This window comes from Allobosea sp. 47.2.35, assembly GCF_024655635.1.
Lineage (GTDB): Bacteria > Pseudomonadota > Alphaproteobacteria > Rhizobiales > Beijerinckiaceae > Allobosea.
In genome coordinates this window covers 198,129-211,859 of the sequence record NZ_JANLGI010000003.1, presented here as the reverse complement: position 1 = coordinate 211,859, position 13,731 = coordinate 198,129, and the positions used below count along the sequence as shown (strand labels likewise).

14 protein-coding genes and 1 tRNA gene are annotated in these 13,731 nt (G+C 67.4%); 7 read left to right on the top strand and 8 right to left on the bottom strand.

Translation table 11 applies throughout. The annotated features are described in order from the left end of the window. Positions 1–20 precede the first annotated feature (20 nt). Positions 21–107 (top strand) — tRNA-Leu (locus tag NUV79_RS06130). A 39-nt stretch (positions 108–146) separates the two neighbouring features. On the opposite strand, the gene NUV79_RS06125 is transcribed toward NUV79_RS06130, so the two are convergent. Further along, positions 147–794, bottom strand: a complete 648-nt coding sequence (locus tag NUV79_RS06125; RefSeq protein WP_257732178.1) for a class I SAM-dependent methyltransferase — start codon at positions 792–794, stop codon at positions 147–149. Between the two features lie 111 nt (positions 795–905). Between NUV79_RS06125 and NUV79_RS06120 the strand changes: the two genes are divergently transcribed. The 3 genes from NUV79_RS06120 to chrA all read left to right on the top strand — a co-directional run bounded on the left by NUV79_RS06120 (position 906) and on the right by chrA (position 4,526). Beyond that, positions 906–2,183 carry a hemolysin family protein gene (locus NUV79_RS06120; protein WP_257732177.1) on the top strand — a complete coding sequence of 426 codons (1,278 nt, stop codon included), beginning with the start codon at positions 906–908 and terminating at the stop codon, positions 2,181–2,183. A gap of 133 nt (positions 2,184–2,316) precedes the next feature. Further along, the gene (locus NUV79_RS06115; RefSeq protein WP_257732176.1) at positions 2,317–3,150 is read left to right on the top strand and encodes a sulfurtransferase/chromate resistance protein; all 834 of its coding nucleotides are present in this window, start codon (positions 2,317–2,319) and stop codon (positions 3,148–3,150) included. Then, a complete protein-coding gene (chrA, locus tag NUV79_RS06110; protein ID WP_257732175.1) occupies positions 3,147–4,526 on the top strand; it encodes a chromate efflux transporter in 1,380 nt (459 codons plus the stop codon). Before NUV79_RS06115 ends, chrA begins: the two co-directional genes overlap by 4 nt. A gap of 6 nt (positions 4,527–4,532) precedes the next feature. Here the strand turns inward: chrA and NUV79_RS06105 are convergent, their stop codons facing one another. The 4 genes from NUV79_RS06105 to NUV79_RS06090 form a co-directional block, all read right to left on the bottom strand. Beyond that, positions 4,533–4,847 (bottom strand): hypothetical protein, encoded by a 315-nt coding sequence (locus tag NUV79_RS06105; protein WP_257732174.1) that lies wholly within the window; start codon positions 4,845–4,847, stop codon positions 4,533–4,535. A gap of 58 nt (positions 4,848–4,905) precedes the next feature. Then, positions 4,906–6,087 carry an FAD-dependent monooxygenase gene (locus tag NUV79_RS06100; protein WP_257732173.1) on the bottom strand — a complete coding sequence of 394 codons (1,182 nt, stop codon included), beginning with the start codon at positions 6,085–6,087 and terminating at the stop codon, positions 4,906–4,908. An 85-nt stretch (positions 6,088–6,172) separates the two neighbouring features. Next, positions 6,173–6,424: a zinc-finger domain-containing protein gene (locus tag NUV79_RS06095; protein WP_257732172.1), complete on the bottom strand. Its 252-nt coding sequence runs from the start codon at positions 6,422–6,424 to the stop codon at positions 6,173–6,175. A 180-nt stretch (positions 6,425–6,604) separates the two neighbouring features. Then, the gene (locus tag NUV79_RS06090; RefSeq protein WP_257732171.1) at positions 6,605–7,564 is read right to left on the bottom strand and encodes a heparan-alpha-glucosaminide N-acetyltransferase; all 960 of its coding nucleotides are present in this window, start codon (positions 7,562–7,564) and stop codon (positions 6,605–6,607) included. Positions 7,565–7,681: 117 nt separating this feature from the next. On the opposite strand from NUV79_RS06090, the gene NUV79_RS06085 reads away from it, so the two are divergent. Beyond that, the gene (locus tag NUV79_RS06085; protein WP_257732170.1) at positions 7,682–8,449 is read left to right on the top strand and encodes an alpha/beta fold hydrolase; all 768 of its coding nucleotides are present in this window, start codon (positions 7,682–7,684) and stop codon (positions 8,447–8,449) included. Between the two features lie 189 nt (positions 8,450–8,638). Beyond that, positions 8,639–9,487 (top strand): serine O-acetyltransferase, encoded by an 849-nt coding sequence (cysE, locus tag NUV79_RS06080; protein WP_257732169.1) that lies wholly within the window; start codon positions 8,639–8,641, stop codon positions 9,485–9,487. A gap of 5 nt (positions 9,488–9,492) precedes the next feature. Here cysE and NUV79_RS06075 read toward each other — a convergent pair whose 3' ends face one another. Continuing rightward, positions 9,493–10,425 (bottom strand): LysR substrate-binding domain-containing protein, encoded by a 933-nt coding sequence (locus NUV79_RS06075; protein WP_257732168.1) that lies wholly within the window; start codon positions 10,423–10,425, stop codon positions 9,493–9,495. A gap of 85 nt (positions 10,426–10,510) precedes the next feature. On the opposite strand from NUV79_RS06075, the gene NUV79_RS06070 reads away from it, so the two are divergent. Then, entirely contained in the window at positions 10,511–11,833 is a 1,323-nt protein-coding gene (locus NUV79_RS06070) for a serine hydroxymethyltransferase (protein WP_257732167.1), read from the top strand. Between the two features lie 12 nt (positions 11,834–11,845). Here the strand turns inward: NUV79_RS06070 and NUV79_RS06065 are convergent, their stop codons facing one another. Both NUV79_RS06065 and NUV79_RS06060 read right to left on the bottom strand, forming a co-directional pair. Then, complete coding sequence (locus tag NUV79_RS06065; RefSeq protein WP_257732166.1) at positions 11,846–12,184, bottom strand: hypothetical protein; 339 nt, start codon at positions 12,182–12,184, stop codon at positions 11,846–11,848. Between the two features lie 54 nt (positions 12,185–12,238). Next, a complete protein-coding gene (locus tag NUV79_RS06060; RefSeq protein ID WP_257732165.1) occupies positions 12,239–13,615 on the bottom strand; it encodes a serine hydrolase domain-containing protein in 1,377 nt (458 codons plus the stop codon). Positions 13,616–13,731: the final 116 nt, after the last annotated feature.

Here is a 13,731-nt window from a genome sequence, read left to right as displayed (position 1 = left end):
CCGCTATCGCTGTGCCGCCTGCGGACGTGGCGAAACTGGTAGACGCACGAGACTTAAAATCTTGCGCCTTCAAAGGCTTGCGGGTTCGAGTCCCGCCGTCCGCACCAAGCTGATTCTGCCTTTCGTCAGCATGCGCAGCCGGGCAGTCAAATCTTCCTGAAGACCACGCTCAGATTGTTCGAGGGCATCTCGACGATGTCCGGTGCGGTAAAACCGCTGGCTGCGCCGAGCCCCGCGACGGCATCGAGTTCACGCAGGCCCCAGGCAGGATCGCGGCCGCGCAGACTCTCGTCGAAGGCGGCATTGCCCGGCTCCAGCGGCCGATCCGGCCGGCGATAGGGGCCGTAGAGATAGAGCGGCTGGCCCGGTTTCAGCAGGCGGCCCGCGTGGCGGAAAAGGCCCTCGGCCGCGGCCCAGGGCGCGATATGGATCATGTTGATGCAGAGGATCGCGTCGGCCGATTCGACCGGCCAGTCCGGTGCCGTGGCATCGATGACGAGCGGCGCGCGGACGTTGCCGAGGCCGGATTCCGCGGCCCAGGCCGCGATGCTCGCGACCGCATCCGGCGAGGGATCGCTCGGCTGGAAGGTCAGGCCGGGCAGGGCGCCGGCGAAGTGCACGGCATGCTCGCCGGAGCCGGAGGCGATCTCCAGGACAAGCCCGGACGAGGGCAGGATATCGGCCAGTACGGCGAGGATCGCATCGCGATTGCGCTGGGCCGAGGGCGCGTGCAGGCGGGGATCGGTGCCGGCTTGTGGGTCGGCGGTTGGCTGCCAGAACTGGGGCTTGCTCATTATCCGCTCACGAATCTTGCGTCCGGCCCATCGCGTTGGAGCCGCGATCCGCTATAAGAGGGCTGGAAGCGGGCCGCCAGATGTCGTGGTTCCGCAGCAAGCAGGCTGGTTTTGTTAACCGAAATCCTGGTCGTCGTGGCGCTGACGATCGTCAATGGACTCCTCGCCATGTCGGAACTCGCCGTGGTTTCCTCCCGCACGGCGCGCCTCAAGGTTCTCAGCGATCAGGGCAGCAAGGGCGCGGCAACCGCAATGCGCCTGGCCGAAGATCCCGGTCGCTTTCTTTCCACCGTCCAGATCGGCATCACGCTCGTTGGCGTGCTTTCGGGCGCCTTCTCGGGCGCCACGCTCGGCGCGCGCCTCTCCGAATGGCTGGGCACGCATGGTTTCTCGCCATCGGTATCGGACACGCTCGGCGTCGGCCTCGTGGTCGTCGCCATCACCTATCTCTCGCTGATCCTTGGCGAGCTCGTGCCGAAGCAGATCGCCCTGCGCGATCCAGAGCGGGTGGCGGCCCGTGTCGCGCCGGCAATGTGGCTTCTGTCCAAGATCGGCGCGCCGATCGTGTTCCTGCTCGATGTCTCCGGCAAGGCCGTGCTGCGCCTGCTCGGCCAGAAGGGCGAGTCCGAAGAGAAGGTCACGGAAGAAGAAGTCCGCACCATTATCGCGGAAGCCGAGACGGCCGGCGTGCTGGAGCGCGACGAACGCGAGATGATCGCCGGCGTGATGCGTCTGGCTGATCGCTCGGCCCGGGCACTGATGACGCCGCGCCGCGAGGTCGAGGTCATCGATCTCGAAGACAGCGCCGAGGAAATCCGCCAGCAATTGCGCGCCACCCGCCGCTCGCGCCTGCCGGTGCAGGATGGCGAGGCGGATGCGATCATCGGCGTGATCGTGGTCAAGGACCTGATCGAGTTTCTTCAGGCCGGTGACACGCAGGACCTGCGCGCGCTGGTGCAGGAGACACCGATCGTGATGGACACAGCCGACTCGCTGCATGTCCTGCGCGAGATCCGCTCCAGCCGCGTGCACATGGCGCTGGTCTTCGACGAGTACGGCCATTTCGAGGGCATCATCACGCCCGGCGACGTGCTGGAGGCGATCATCGGCGCCTTCCAGGAGGAGGAGGAGGACGAGCCCGCGATCGTCACCCGTGCCGACGGCTCCTATCTCGTCGCCGGCTGGATGCAGGTCGACGAGTTCTCCCACGAGCTCGGCATCCCGATCCCGCGCGACGCCGATTTCCAGACTGTCGCCGGCTTCATCCTGGCCGAGTTGAACCATCTGCCGAATGTCGGCGAGAGCTTCGACAAGGGGCATTGGCGCTTCGAGGTCGTCGATCTCGACGGCCGCCGCATCGACAAGATCCTGGTCACCCGGATCGAGTGATGCCGTGGCCGGCGTTGACGCCGGCCGCGCCCACATGGTTTAGTCGCCATCAAGGGGTTCCATCGCGACGACCCCGTGAGGCTTCGGCCCAATGTTCGCGTCCAACTTCCTCACTTCAGGATGGACGCAAGCCATGCCCTCCAACGAACAGATCACGGTCGCCCAGCTGTCACGGCTGGTCGGCCTGCCCGATGCACCGGCGATCATCGACGTCCGCATCGACGAAGACGTCGCAGCCGATCCCGTCTTCCTGCCCGGCTCGATTCGGCGCGACTATCGCACTGTTGCCGACTGGGGCGCTGATTTCGCCGGGCAGCGACGCGTGGTGGTCGTCTGCCATCGCGGCCTCAAGCTCAGCGAGGGTGTTGCCGCCTGGCTGCGCCATCTCGGCATCCCCGCGGAAACCCTTGAGGGTGGGCATCAGGCCTGGCGTCAGGCCGGGGGGACGGTGTTCTCGGCGGAGCATCTGCCGCGGCCGGGAGCGTCAGGCGGCAGCGTCTGGGTGACGCGGGCGCGGCCGAAGATCGACCGTATCGCCTGTCCCTGGCTCATCCGCCGCTTCATAGACCGGCAGGCCGTGTTTCTCTTCGTCGCAGCTTCCGAGGTCGAGGCGGTGGCCGAACGTTTCGGCGCCACACCCTTCGATATCGAGGGGGTGTTCTGGAGCCATCGCGGGCCGCTCTGCACCTTCGACGCGATGATCGCCGAATTCGGGCTGGTTTCGCCGGCGCTCGACCGTCTGGCGCGGATCGTACGGGCGGCGGATACAGCGACGCTGGAAGCCGAGCCGCAAGCCGCGGGCCTGCTCGCGGCATCGCTCGGGCTGTCGCGCATGTACAAGCACGATCTCGAACAGCTCGAAGCCGGCATGCTGCTCTACGACGCCTTCTATCGCTGGTGCCGCGACGCGGGCGAGGAGACCCATAACTGGCCGGTGCCGAAGCCGGCCGGGGAGGCGCGGCGATGAACGTCGTGGAAACGAGCACGGCGGCAGGGCGCATGCCGACGCTGGCCGAGGCGACGCGCGTTTGGGCGCGGATCGGCTTCCTGTCCTTCGGCGGGCCTGCCGGCCAGATCGCGCTGATGCACAAGGAACTGGTCGAGGAGCGGCGCTGGATCGGCGAGGAGCGGTTCCTGCATGCGCTCAACTACTGCATGCTCCTGCCCGGGCCGGAGGCGCAGCAGCTCGCCGTCTATATCGGCTGGCTGATGCACCGCACGATCGGTGGGTTGATCGCGGGCCTGCTCTTCATCCTGCCGGGCGCGCTGGTGATGCTGGGCCTGAGCATCCTCTATGTCTCCTGGCGCCATGTGCCATTGGTCGACGGCATCTTCTTCGGCGTGAAGGCGGCGGTGCTCGCCATCGTGATCGAGGCGGGCCTCAGGATCAGCCGCAGGGCGCTGAAGAATAGGGCGATGGTTGGCGTCGCGGTTGCGGCCTTCGTCGCGATCTTCCTGTTCAAGGCGCCGTTTCCGGCGATCATCCTGGCCGCTGGGCTCGTCGGCTGGCTCGGCAACCGTATCCGGCCGGACTGGTTCGGCGGGGGCGGGCGGCACGGCGCTGCCGGACCGCCGGTCGTCGGGCTGGTCGATAGGCTGCTTTCCGAGGGAACTCTTGCGCATGTCCGGCCCTCCACGGCGAAGGCCATGCGCGTGCTCGCGCTCTGGCTGCCGCTCTGGCTTGCCCCGGTTGCCCTGCTCTGGCTCGTTACGGGTCCGGCAAGCGTTTGGACGCAGATCGGCAGCTTCTTCAGCCTGATGGCGATGGTGACCTTCGGCGGTGCCTATGCGGTGCTGGCCTATGTCGCGCAGGCGGCTGTCGACGGCTTCGGCTGGCTGACGGCTGGCGAGATGCTCGATGGGCTGGGGTTGGCCGAGACGACGCCGGGGCCGCTCATCCTCGTGCTTGAATTCGTCGGCTTCCTCGCCGCCTTCCGGGCGCCGGGCAGCCTTCCGCCGCTCGTGGCCGGCGGGCTCGGGGCGCTGCTCACCGTCTGGGTAACCTTCGCGCCCTGCTTCCTCTGGATCTTTCTCGGGGCGCCTTATGTCGAGGCTCTCAGGGAAAACAAGGGGCTAGCGGCCGCGCTCGGGGCAATCACCGCCGCCGTGGTCGGCGTCATCGCCAACCTCGCGCTCTGGTTCGGGCTGCACGTCCTCTTCCGCGAGGTTTCCAGCCTGTCCTTCCTCGGAATGAAGCCGGAACTGCCGGTGATTGGATCGCTCGACTGGCGCGCGGCGCTGCTGGCGGCCGGGGCCGCCGTTGCGCTTCTGCGCCTCAAGCTCGGCATGATTCCGGTTTTGGTTGCCTGCGCGGTCGCTGGAATCCTGCTCAAAGGCGGATAGTGAATCTCAGCGGCGCGGCTCATCCGGCTCGATGATGCGATATTCGGCGTCGATGACCTCGACGCGATCCGGTTGACGCGGCTGGTTGGCGAAGGGATTGGCGGGGTCGATGCCCGCCGCCTTCAGCTTCGACTTGAGGCGCCAGACCGCGATCGCGCCGACGACCAGCACGACCGGGATCAGGATGAGCGCGAGGCTTGCGGCCAGCACGAAAAGCGCGACGCCGATGGTGAGGCTCGCCGCCATGGCGAGCCAGGCCTGCCAGCGCGGCATAGCGCGGGTGCGGCCGTTGAGCTGCTCGTAGAGATTGACGCGGATCATCTGGTTTCGGTCCCTTCCTCCGGCACAAAGATAGGAACCGATTGCGGCTTTGACGAGATCAGGCTGCATCCTGCCAGTCATATAGCCAGCCATAGCGATTGCGCAGGCCGTCCGGTCCGAGCCGCTTCAGCGCGAAATCGCGGGCGATGCTGAGCGGCCAGCCCATATGGTAGTTGCGGCCGTTGCCCCGGCTTTCCTCCTGCACGCGGGCGACGCGCTGGGCGCGGGCAGCCGCATAGGCGGCGAAGGCCATGGGCACGCCGGCAGCGCCCTCGCGGCCGAGCGTCTCGGCCAGCAGGCGGGCGAGCACCGCGGCATCCTCGATGGCGAGCGAGGCGCCCTGCGCAAGGAAGGGCAGGATCGGGTGAGCGGCATCGCCGAGCAGCGCGATCCGGCCCTTGGCCATGGCGGCGGGCCTGCGGTCGAAGAGCGACCAGACCTGCCAGCCTTCGGCCGCTCCGGTGAGCTCGCGCAGGGCCGGCGAGGCGCCGGCGAGATGCTCGGTGACGACATTGCGGTCGCCGTCGCGGGACCAGCCCTCGCGGGCCTCCTTCGCCTGGCGGACGACGACGATGTTGATTTCTTTGCCACCAGCGACCGGGTAGTGCACGGCATGGCGACCGGAGCCCATATGCAGCGTCACGCGCGGCTTGTCGCCGGCGCGGGCCGGCACCACGGCGCGCCAGGCCTCGTAGCCTGTGAAGACGGGCGGGGAGGCGTCACCGGTGAGATCGCGCACGCGCGACCACAGGCCGTCTGCGCCGATCAGGCCCAGCGCGGAGAGCGTGCCGCCGACGCCGTCGCGCGCGGTCAGCCCGATCGTGACGCCCTCGGCGTTCTGGCTGACTTCATCGACGCTGCGGCCGACCATCAGGCGGATGTTCGGCATGGCGCGGGCGGCGTCGAGCAGCACGGTATGAAGGTCGTTGCGCTTCATCATGCGGAACGGTGTCGGCATGCGCTCGGGGCTGGAGGGCATCTCCAGCACCTGCGAGCCGTCGGCCCAGCGCCGGATCATCAGCCCGTGCGAGGTGACGCTGATGCGCTTCAGCGGCAAGGCGAGGTCGAGCGCATCAAGCACGCGGCCGGAATTGGAGGTGACCTGCAGGCCGGCCCCGGTCTCGCCGAAGCCGGTGCGCTTCTCGACGACGGTCGCGGCGATGCCGCGCCGCGCCAGCGACAGGGCCATGGTCAGGCCGCCGATGCCGGCGCCGGCGATGACGAAATGAGGAGCGGACACGGGATCGGACGCCTTCGATGATGATGCTGGAAGACGAGGCGCGGGCGCCCCTCAGAACCCGCGCGCCGGATGCGGTAGGCGAGCCTCAGGCCGCCTTGGCCGGATCGGTATAGGCGCATTCCGGCGGGATGCAGGCCGCGCCCTTCAGCGACGGCTCGTATTTGAACAGCGTCGAGCAATAGGGGCAGATGATCTCGTGATCCGCGCCCATGTCGAGGAAGACATGCGGATGGTCGAAGGGCGGCTTGGCGCCGATGCACATGAACTCATGCGCGCCGACCTTGATGACGGGAACGCCGGGGTCATTGTGGAAATGCGGGATGCCGGTCGCGGCCATGGTCGTCGCTCTTCGAAGGTCTGGAATTCGGCCGCAACCTATCGCGTGAGGCGGCCTGACGCCAGTGCCTTTCCGCATTTCTCCGAAACGCGAAAAGGCTCTAGCCTTTTGTTTTGTCGCATTTTCTTGACGCGAACCGGTATCCACTTCGCTCGAAAATGCTCCAGTGCGCAATTTGCATCAGCGCCCGTCGCGCAGGCAGCCCCGCGCCAGCTCGGTCATCCGGGCGCTTTCCTGCGGCGAGAGCAGGTTGTCGAGCGCCTTCTGCCAGAGCTGCTCGCGCTTGAGGCCGTCCACCGTGCAGGCGCAGACCATGCGGCAGATCTCCTGCGGCACATTGGGGCCGGAGCAGCTGCGCTGGCATTCGTTCCGGAAGGCGCGTTCCTCCGGAGAGGTCGGAGCGATGACCTGCATCGACAGCATCAGCGCGCCGATGAAAAGCGGCTGGTGGACGAGATAGACCAGCAGGCTGTGGCGCCCGCCCCAGGCGACGATTCGGGTCGCCTTGTTTCCGGGTCGCCAGCCGGCGAGCGCAGTGCCGGCGAGGCGCGACAGGATGAGGCGGGCCAGCACGATGCCGCTCAGCACGCAGCCGAACCAGGGGAAGACCGGCACGAAATCGGCCGTGTGGATCGGCGCCTGCGAGAAGCCGAGCCAGGCTGCCCAGGGTTGGTCGAGCAGCGGATGGGCGACGACGGAGGGCAGCGCAAAGGCGAGCGCGGCTGCAAGCGCGACGGTGATGACCGGCAGGCGCAGGAAGGGCAGGGCGAGTACGCTCGCGACCGCGACATGGTGCAGGATGCCGAAGAAGATGAAATCGCCCGGCATGAACCGCCAGGTGCCGAGCGTGACGAGAGCCGCCGCGCCAGCGACCATGGCGAGGCGCTTGAGATAGGCCTTGAGGTTCAGGCCCTTGCGCGTCGCAAGCACGAGGCTGAAGCCGACGATGGTCAGGAAGGTACCGGCGATGCCGCGTGCGAACAGGCGCCAGCCCGGCTCGGCGACGATATCGGTCTCGATCAGCCTGAACATCGAGAGGTCGTAGGCGAAATGGTAGACGAACATGGCCATGAGCGCGACGCCGCGGGCGATGTCGACGATGGCGAGGCGTGACGATTCGCGGGGTGCAGGCTGGATCATGGGCCATCGTTCATCATGGCGGGCGCTCATAAGCAAGCCGCGCCATGGCGGGTACCCAAAGCCGCCCGGTCATGGCAGGGAAGGGTGACCGTTCCGATCTTGCGATCCGAGACCCGCATGCAGAGCTTTTCTTCCGACGGCGTGAAGATCGCCTTCATCGACATGGCGCCGACCAATGACGAGCCGAAGCACCGCACCGTCGTGCTGGTGCACGGTTTCGCCTCCTCGCACATGATCAACTGGGTCAATACCCAGTGGACGAAGACGCTGACCCATGCCGGCTATCGTGTCGTCGCGCTCGACGATCGCGGCCATGGCCAGAGCGAGAAGCTCTACGACCCCGCCGCCTATTCCTCGCAGGTCATGGCCGAGGATGTGCGCCGATTGATGGACCATCTCGACATCCCGCGCGCGGCGGTGATGGGCTATTCGATGGGCGCGCGCATCTCGGCGCATCTGGCGCTGGCGCATCCGCGCCGGCTGGAGGCCTTGCTGCTTGGCGGGCTCGGCATCCATCTCGTCGAGGGCGTCGGGCTGCCTCTCGGCATTGCGGATGCGATGGAGGCGCGGTCGCTCGATGTCCTGACCGATCCGATGCAGCGCATGTTTCGTGCTTTCGCCGAGCAGACCAAGAGCGATCTCAAGGCGCTCGCCGCTTGCATCCGCGGCTCGCGCCAGACCTTGACCGCCGAGCAGGTTGGGCAGATTTCGATGCCGACCCTGATCAGCGTCGGCACCAAGGACGATGTGTCGGGCTCCGGGCCGGAGCTGGCGAAGCTCATTCCGGGTGCGGAGTCCTTCGATATCGTCGGGCGCGACCATAATCTCGCGGTCGGCGACAAGAGCCACAAGCAGGCCGTCCTCGACTTCCTCGCGCGTTTGTGAGAGCATCGGCAATGACGAGAGGCAATCCGGAAAAGCGGGCGACGCCAATGTGTTGTCGATCTTCCCTGAAATTCTGATTCCGCTGCCTCGCTTTTCGATTCAACTTCGGTTCGGCCTGAGCTTTTGATGCGGACACCTGCCTTGCGCTAGGCTGTCCTTCCGCCGAACCCGTCTTTCCGGAGAATGACCATGCCGTCAGGGCGCTCCGTCGTGGAAGCACGCGACTTCGCTACCGGGCTCGACCGGGTCGATCCCGTCTGGTCCCGCCTGCGGACCGAGGCCGAGGCAGCGGTTGCCGCCGAGCCGGCGCTCGGCACGCTGATCGTCGCTTCCGTTCTCAACCAGCCGAGCTTCGAAGGCGCCGTCGCGCATCGCGTCGCGGCAAGGCTCGGCCACCCCGCCGTCACCGCTGACCTGATCGAGCAGGGCTTCGCCGAGGCGATGTCCAGCGACGAGACGATCGGCGCCGGCATGCGCGCTGACGTGATGGCCGTGCTCGACCGCGACCCTGCCTGCTATCGCGTGCTGGAGCCGGTGCTGTTCTTCAAGGGCTTCCATGCGCTGCAATGCCACCGGCTGGCGCATTGGCTCTGGAAGCGCGACCGGCGCGATTTCGCGCTCTACCTGCAGGCGCGCTCGTCCGAGGTATTCCAGACCGACATCAACCCGGCGGCGCGGATCGGCAAGGGCATCTTCCTCGATCATGCGACAGGCCTCGTCGTCGGCGAGACCGCCGTCATCGAGGACGATGTCTCGATGCTGCACAGCGTCACGCTGGGCGGCACCGGCAAGCAGGGTGGCGATCGCCATCCGAAGATCCGCAAGGGCGTGCTGATCGGCGCCGGCGCCAAGATCCTCGGCAATATCGAGGTCGGCCAATGCAGCCGCATCGCGGCCGGTTCGGTCGTGCTCCAGCCTGTGCCGCGCAACAAGACCGTGGCGGGCGTGCCGGCGAAGGTGGTCGGGGAGGCGGGCTGTGCCGAGCCCTCGCGCTCGATGGACCAGACGCTCGCCGGCGATTGCGGCGCCTACATCTGATGCGCTCAGCCGGTCGAGCCGGCGAGCCATTCCATAATCTCGGCCCGGCGCGGATGCGCGCCGGCAGCCGTCGCGGTCGCGAGCGTCAGCCGGTCCGGCGTCGGCATGGCCTGTGGGAAGGGCGCGACCAGCCTCCCCGTTCTGATATGGGGGGCGACGAGGCTCATGCGCCCCATCAAGACCCCTGAACCCGACAGGCAGGCATCGAGCGCCAAGCTGTAAAGCGAGAAGGCTGGGCCACGGCTTGGGTCGACCTTGGTGCCCGGCGCGGCGTAGGCGAGCCAGCGCGCCCAGTCACCGCGCCAGACCGCATCGTGCAGCAGTGTCTGCGCAGTGAGATCGGCGGGTGTCGCGAGCCTTGCGGCGAGAGCGGGCGCGCAGACGGGCAGGATCGCGTCGCCCGCCAGTTGGACCCCACCGCCCTGTGGAGCTGCCTCCCGATAGAACAGCGAGAGATCGTAGGGATCGCGCTGCGGATCGGGCGGTTCCTCCATCGCCGAGATCGAGATCTGCAGGTCCGGGAACGCGGCCTGCAGCGCGGGCAGGCGCGGCGAGAGCCAGAGCTGGGCAATGCAGGGCAGGGCTGCGATGGCGAGCGGCCGATGCGGCTGTGCCTCGCGCAAAGCCTGCACTGCCTGCCCCAGCATGTCGAAACCGCGCGTCAGGCGCGGCAGGGCCTCGCGGGCGGCATCGGTCAGGGCGACGCCTTGGGGCAGGCGGCGGAAGACCGCGAAGCCCAAGGTCGCTTCGAGCTGCCTGATCTGTTGGGTGACGGCGCCGGCCGTGACGCCGATCTCGTCGGCGGCCTTGGCGAAGCTTTCCAGGCGTGCCGCAGCCTCGAAGGCACGGAGCGCATTGAGCGATGGCAGGCGCGGGCGTGGCGGCTTGACCGGCAAGGCGAGGCTCCAGGTCGAGGCTGAGAATTCCTCAGCCTGCAAGCGATGAATACTCGTTTGCACGCGGGCCGGCAAACCGCTGTTATGGCGGTAACAAGGGGTTTGGTTGGTTCGGGAGACAAGCGAGATGACGGCACTGGGCAGGCGCGACTGGGTTCCCCAAGCGAGCGAGGATTATGTGCTCAAGGTCGCGGCTGAGACGGCGAGCCAGCCGCTCGATGCGATCGCGGCGCGGATCGATGCGCTGGCTATCGAGAATCGGACGATCCACGAGCGCGACTGCGTCAATCTCAACCCGGCGACCAATGTCATGAACCCGAAGGCCGAGGCGCTGCTCTCGGCGGGGATCGGGGCGCGGCCCTCGCTCGGCTATCCCGGCGACAAATACGAGATGGGGCTGGAGGCGATCGAGCAGATCGAGATCATCGCCGCCGAGCTCGCGGCGGAGGTGTTCGGCGCGACATATGCCGAAATCCGCGTGCCTTCCGGTGCCATCGCCAATCTCTACGCCTTCATGATCGCGGCCAAGGCAGGCGACTGCATCATCGCGCCGCCCGGCGAGATCGGCGGGCATGTCACCCATCACGGCGCCGGCGCGGCCGGGCTCTATGGCATCATCACCCATCCCGCGCCGATCGATCCGGTGCGCTATACAGTCGATGTCGAGAAGCTGCGGGCGGACGCGCTGCGCCTCAAGCCGAAGCTGATCTCGATCGGCGGCAGCCTCAATCTCTTCCCGCATCCGATCCGCGAGATCCGAGCCATCGCCGACGAGATCGGGGCGATCGTTCTGTTCGATGCAGCGCATATGTCCGGCATGATCGCCGGCCATGGCTGGCAGCAGCCCTTGGAGGAGGGCGCCCATCTGATGACGATGAGCACCTATAAGAGCCTGGGCGGACCGCCTTCTGGCCTGATCGTGACCAACGATGCCGAGATTGCCCGGAAGCTCGACGCCATCGCCTATCCCGGCCTCACCGCCAATTTCGACGCCGCGAAATCGGCCTCGCTCGCCGTCTCGCTGCTCGACTGGAAGGCGCATGGCCGCGCCTATGCGCAGAAGATGGCGAAGACGGCGAAGGCCCTGGCCGAGGCACTCAGTGAGCGGCAGGTGCCGGTCTTCGCCCGCGACCGGGGCATGACGACCTCGCACCAGTTCGCGATCGAGGCCTCGGCCTATGGCGGCGGGCAGGCGGCGGCGAAGAAGCTGCGCGCCGTCAACATCCTCTCCTGCGGCATCGGCCTGCCGTTGCCGGCGGTGGAAGGCGACGTCAACGGCCTCAGGTTGGGCACCCCGGAGATCGTCCGCTTCGGCATGACGGCGGCGGATATGCCGGAACTCGCCGGTTATATCGCCGAGGGGCTGAACGGCTCGCGCCCGGCCGAGGCGGTTGCGAAGGACGTGACGGCGTTTCGTGGCCGGTTTCGAGAGCTGCATTTCATGCGGTGAGCGTCGCCGGCCTCAGGAATCGTTGCCCGGCGCGAAGAAGCAGAGCAGTTCGCCGGAATCGTCGATGCAGAGATGCCAGTGGCCGTCCGGCGATTGCTTGGCCTTGTCCTGCGGGATTTCGAGCGTGAGCGGTTTCTTGCGCTCGCTCGACCACATCGGGTGCTTGCCCGGCGCGATCGTCACGACGAAGCCGCCCGTGACTTCCCGGACGGCCTCCGCCTCGATCTGGGCGCAGTCGGAATCGAGGCAGCAGTAGAACGGGTAATCCCAGCCCCGCGGGGCCTGATGGGCGCGCGCGACCGTCGCTCCCGCGATCAGGACAGCGGCGATCATCGAGGCAAGAACACGCATCGGCCAGCCCTCGGTACGAAGGCTGCGACCGGAAGGCGGCGAATGCGTGGCGGGCTAGACGCCCGCCTTGCCGCCGTAGCGTTCTTCCATCTCGGTGCGCATCGCGTCTGCATCGAGCAGGCGCGAGCCGGCCATCCTGACCGAGCGCACCTTACCGCCCTCGCGCTCCAGCGCGACGGTCTCGCCGGGGCTGTGGAAGCCGGAGGCGCGCACGATGCGGCCTTGATCGGGGGCTTCGATGGCGATCTCGGCGGCATCGAGGAAGGGCGTGAGCAGTGCAGGCGCGGCGCAGAGCACGCGATCGGCGACGGGGACGAGATCGGTCGCGCTCCAGAGCGTCCACCAGCGCCCGGTCCAGTCCCGCGTCTGGGCAGACGGGCCGCCGCGCTCGGCAAAGACCTTCAGGATATGGGCGACGCCGTCGAGCCAGGGATGTGCGAGGCCGTCGATGGCATTGGTCAGGACGGAGATCGTCAGGCCCTGTTTCGGGATGATCGCGGTGCGGGTGATGAAGCCCTGGAAGCCGCCGGAGTGGCCGACCCAGCGCCAATCCCCCTCGCCACCGGAAATCGTGCCGAGCCCGTAGTGGCGGCCGAGGCTGGATTCGTCGTCCGGCCAGAGCCGGCGGACCATCTCGCGGCGGCTCTTCGCGGAGAGGATGCTGCGCTCGGCATGGGGCGAGAGCTGCGCGAAATAGCGCGCGACATCGGCGGCGGTCCCGACGAAGCCGGTGGCGGAAGCCATGGCATGGCAATGATTATCGGCCGGGATGACCATGCGCCGGCCGAGCAATTGCCTGCCGGTATGGCCTTTCGCCATCGGCCGATGGCCCCAGAGACCGATATCGGGCTTGGTCTCGGTGAGACCGACCTTGGCGACGACCTCGTCGGTGATCCATTCATTGTAGCTCTGGCCGGTCACGGCCTCGATGACGAGGCCGAGTAGGCCAAAGCCGTGGTTCGAGTATTTGAAGCGCTGCGAGCTGGGCAGGACCGGGGGCTTCGCGAGATCTGCGAGCAGTTCCGCCTTGCTGCAGAAGGGCTTGCGGTCGAGGAACTGGCCGGCATCGGGGCCGTCGCGGGTCAGACCGGCGCTATTCGAGAGAACCTGGCCGACGGTGACCCTGGCAACCTCCGGGTGCAGACCGTCGATCAGGCTGCCGACCTCGTCGTCGAGCCGCAGGCGCCCCTCGTCGACGAGGCGCAGGATGCCGGCCGAGGTGAAGCTTTTGGAATGGGAGGCGATGCGGAAGCCGTGGCGCGGCGTCAGCGCTTCGCCGGTCGCGAGGTCAGCGCTGCCGAAGGCGGCTTCCAGCACGATCTCGCCGTCATTGGCGATTGCGACGGCGCAGCCTGGCTGCTCGTGGTGGCTGCGCTGGAAATCGAGCCAGGACACGACATAGTCGAGGGCGGGGGCAAGCCACGGCTTCATGGTCTCAAGGTCCGTCAAGGTTCCGGAGGTTCGCGAACATGGCACGATTCCGCATGGCATCCACAACCACCGGCTGGATGGGGCCTGCCATGCCGGCAGCGGCTGCTTTCGCTTGC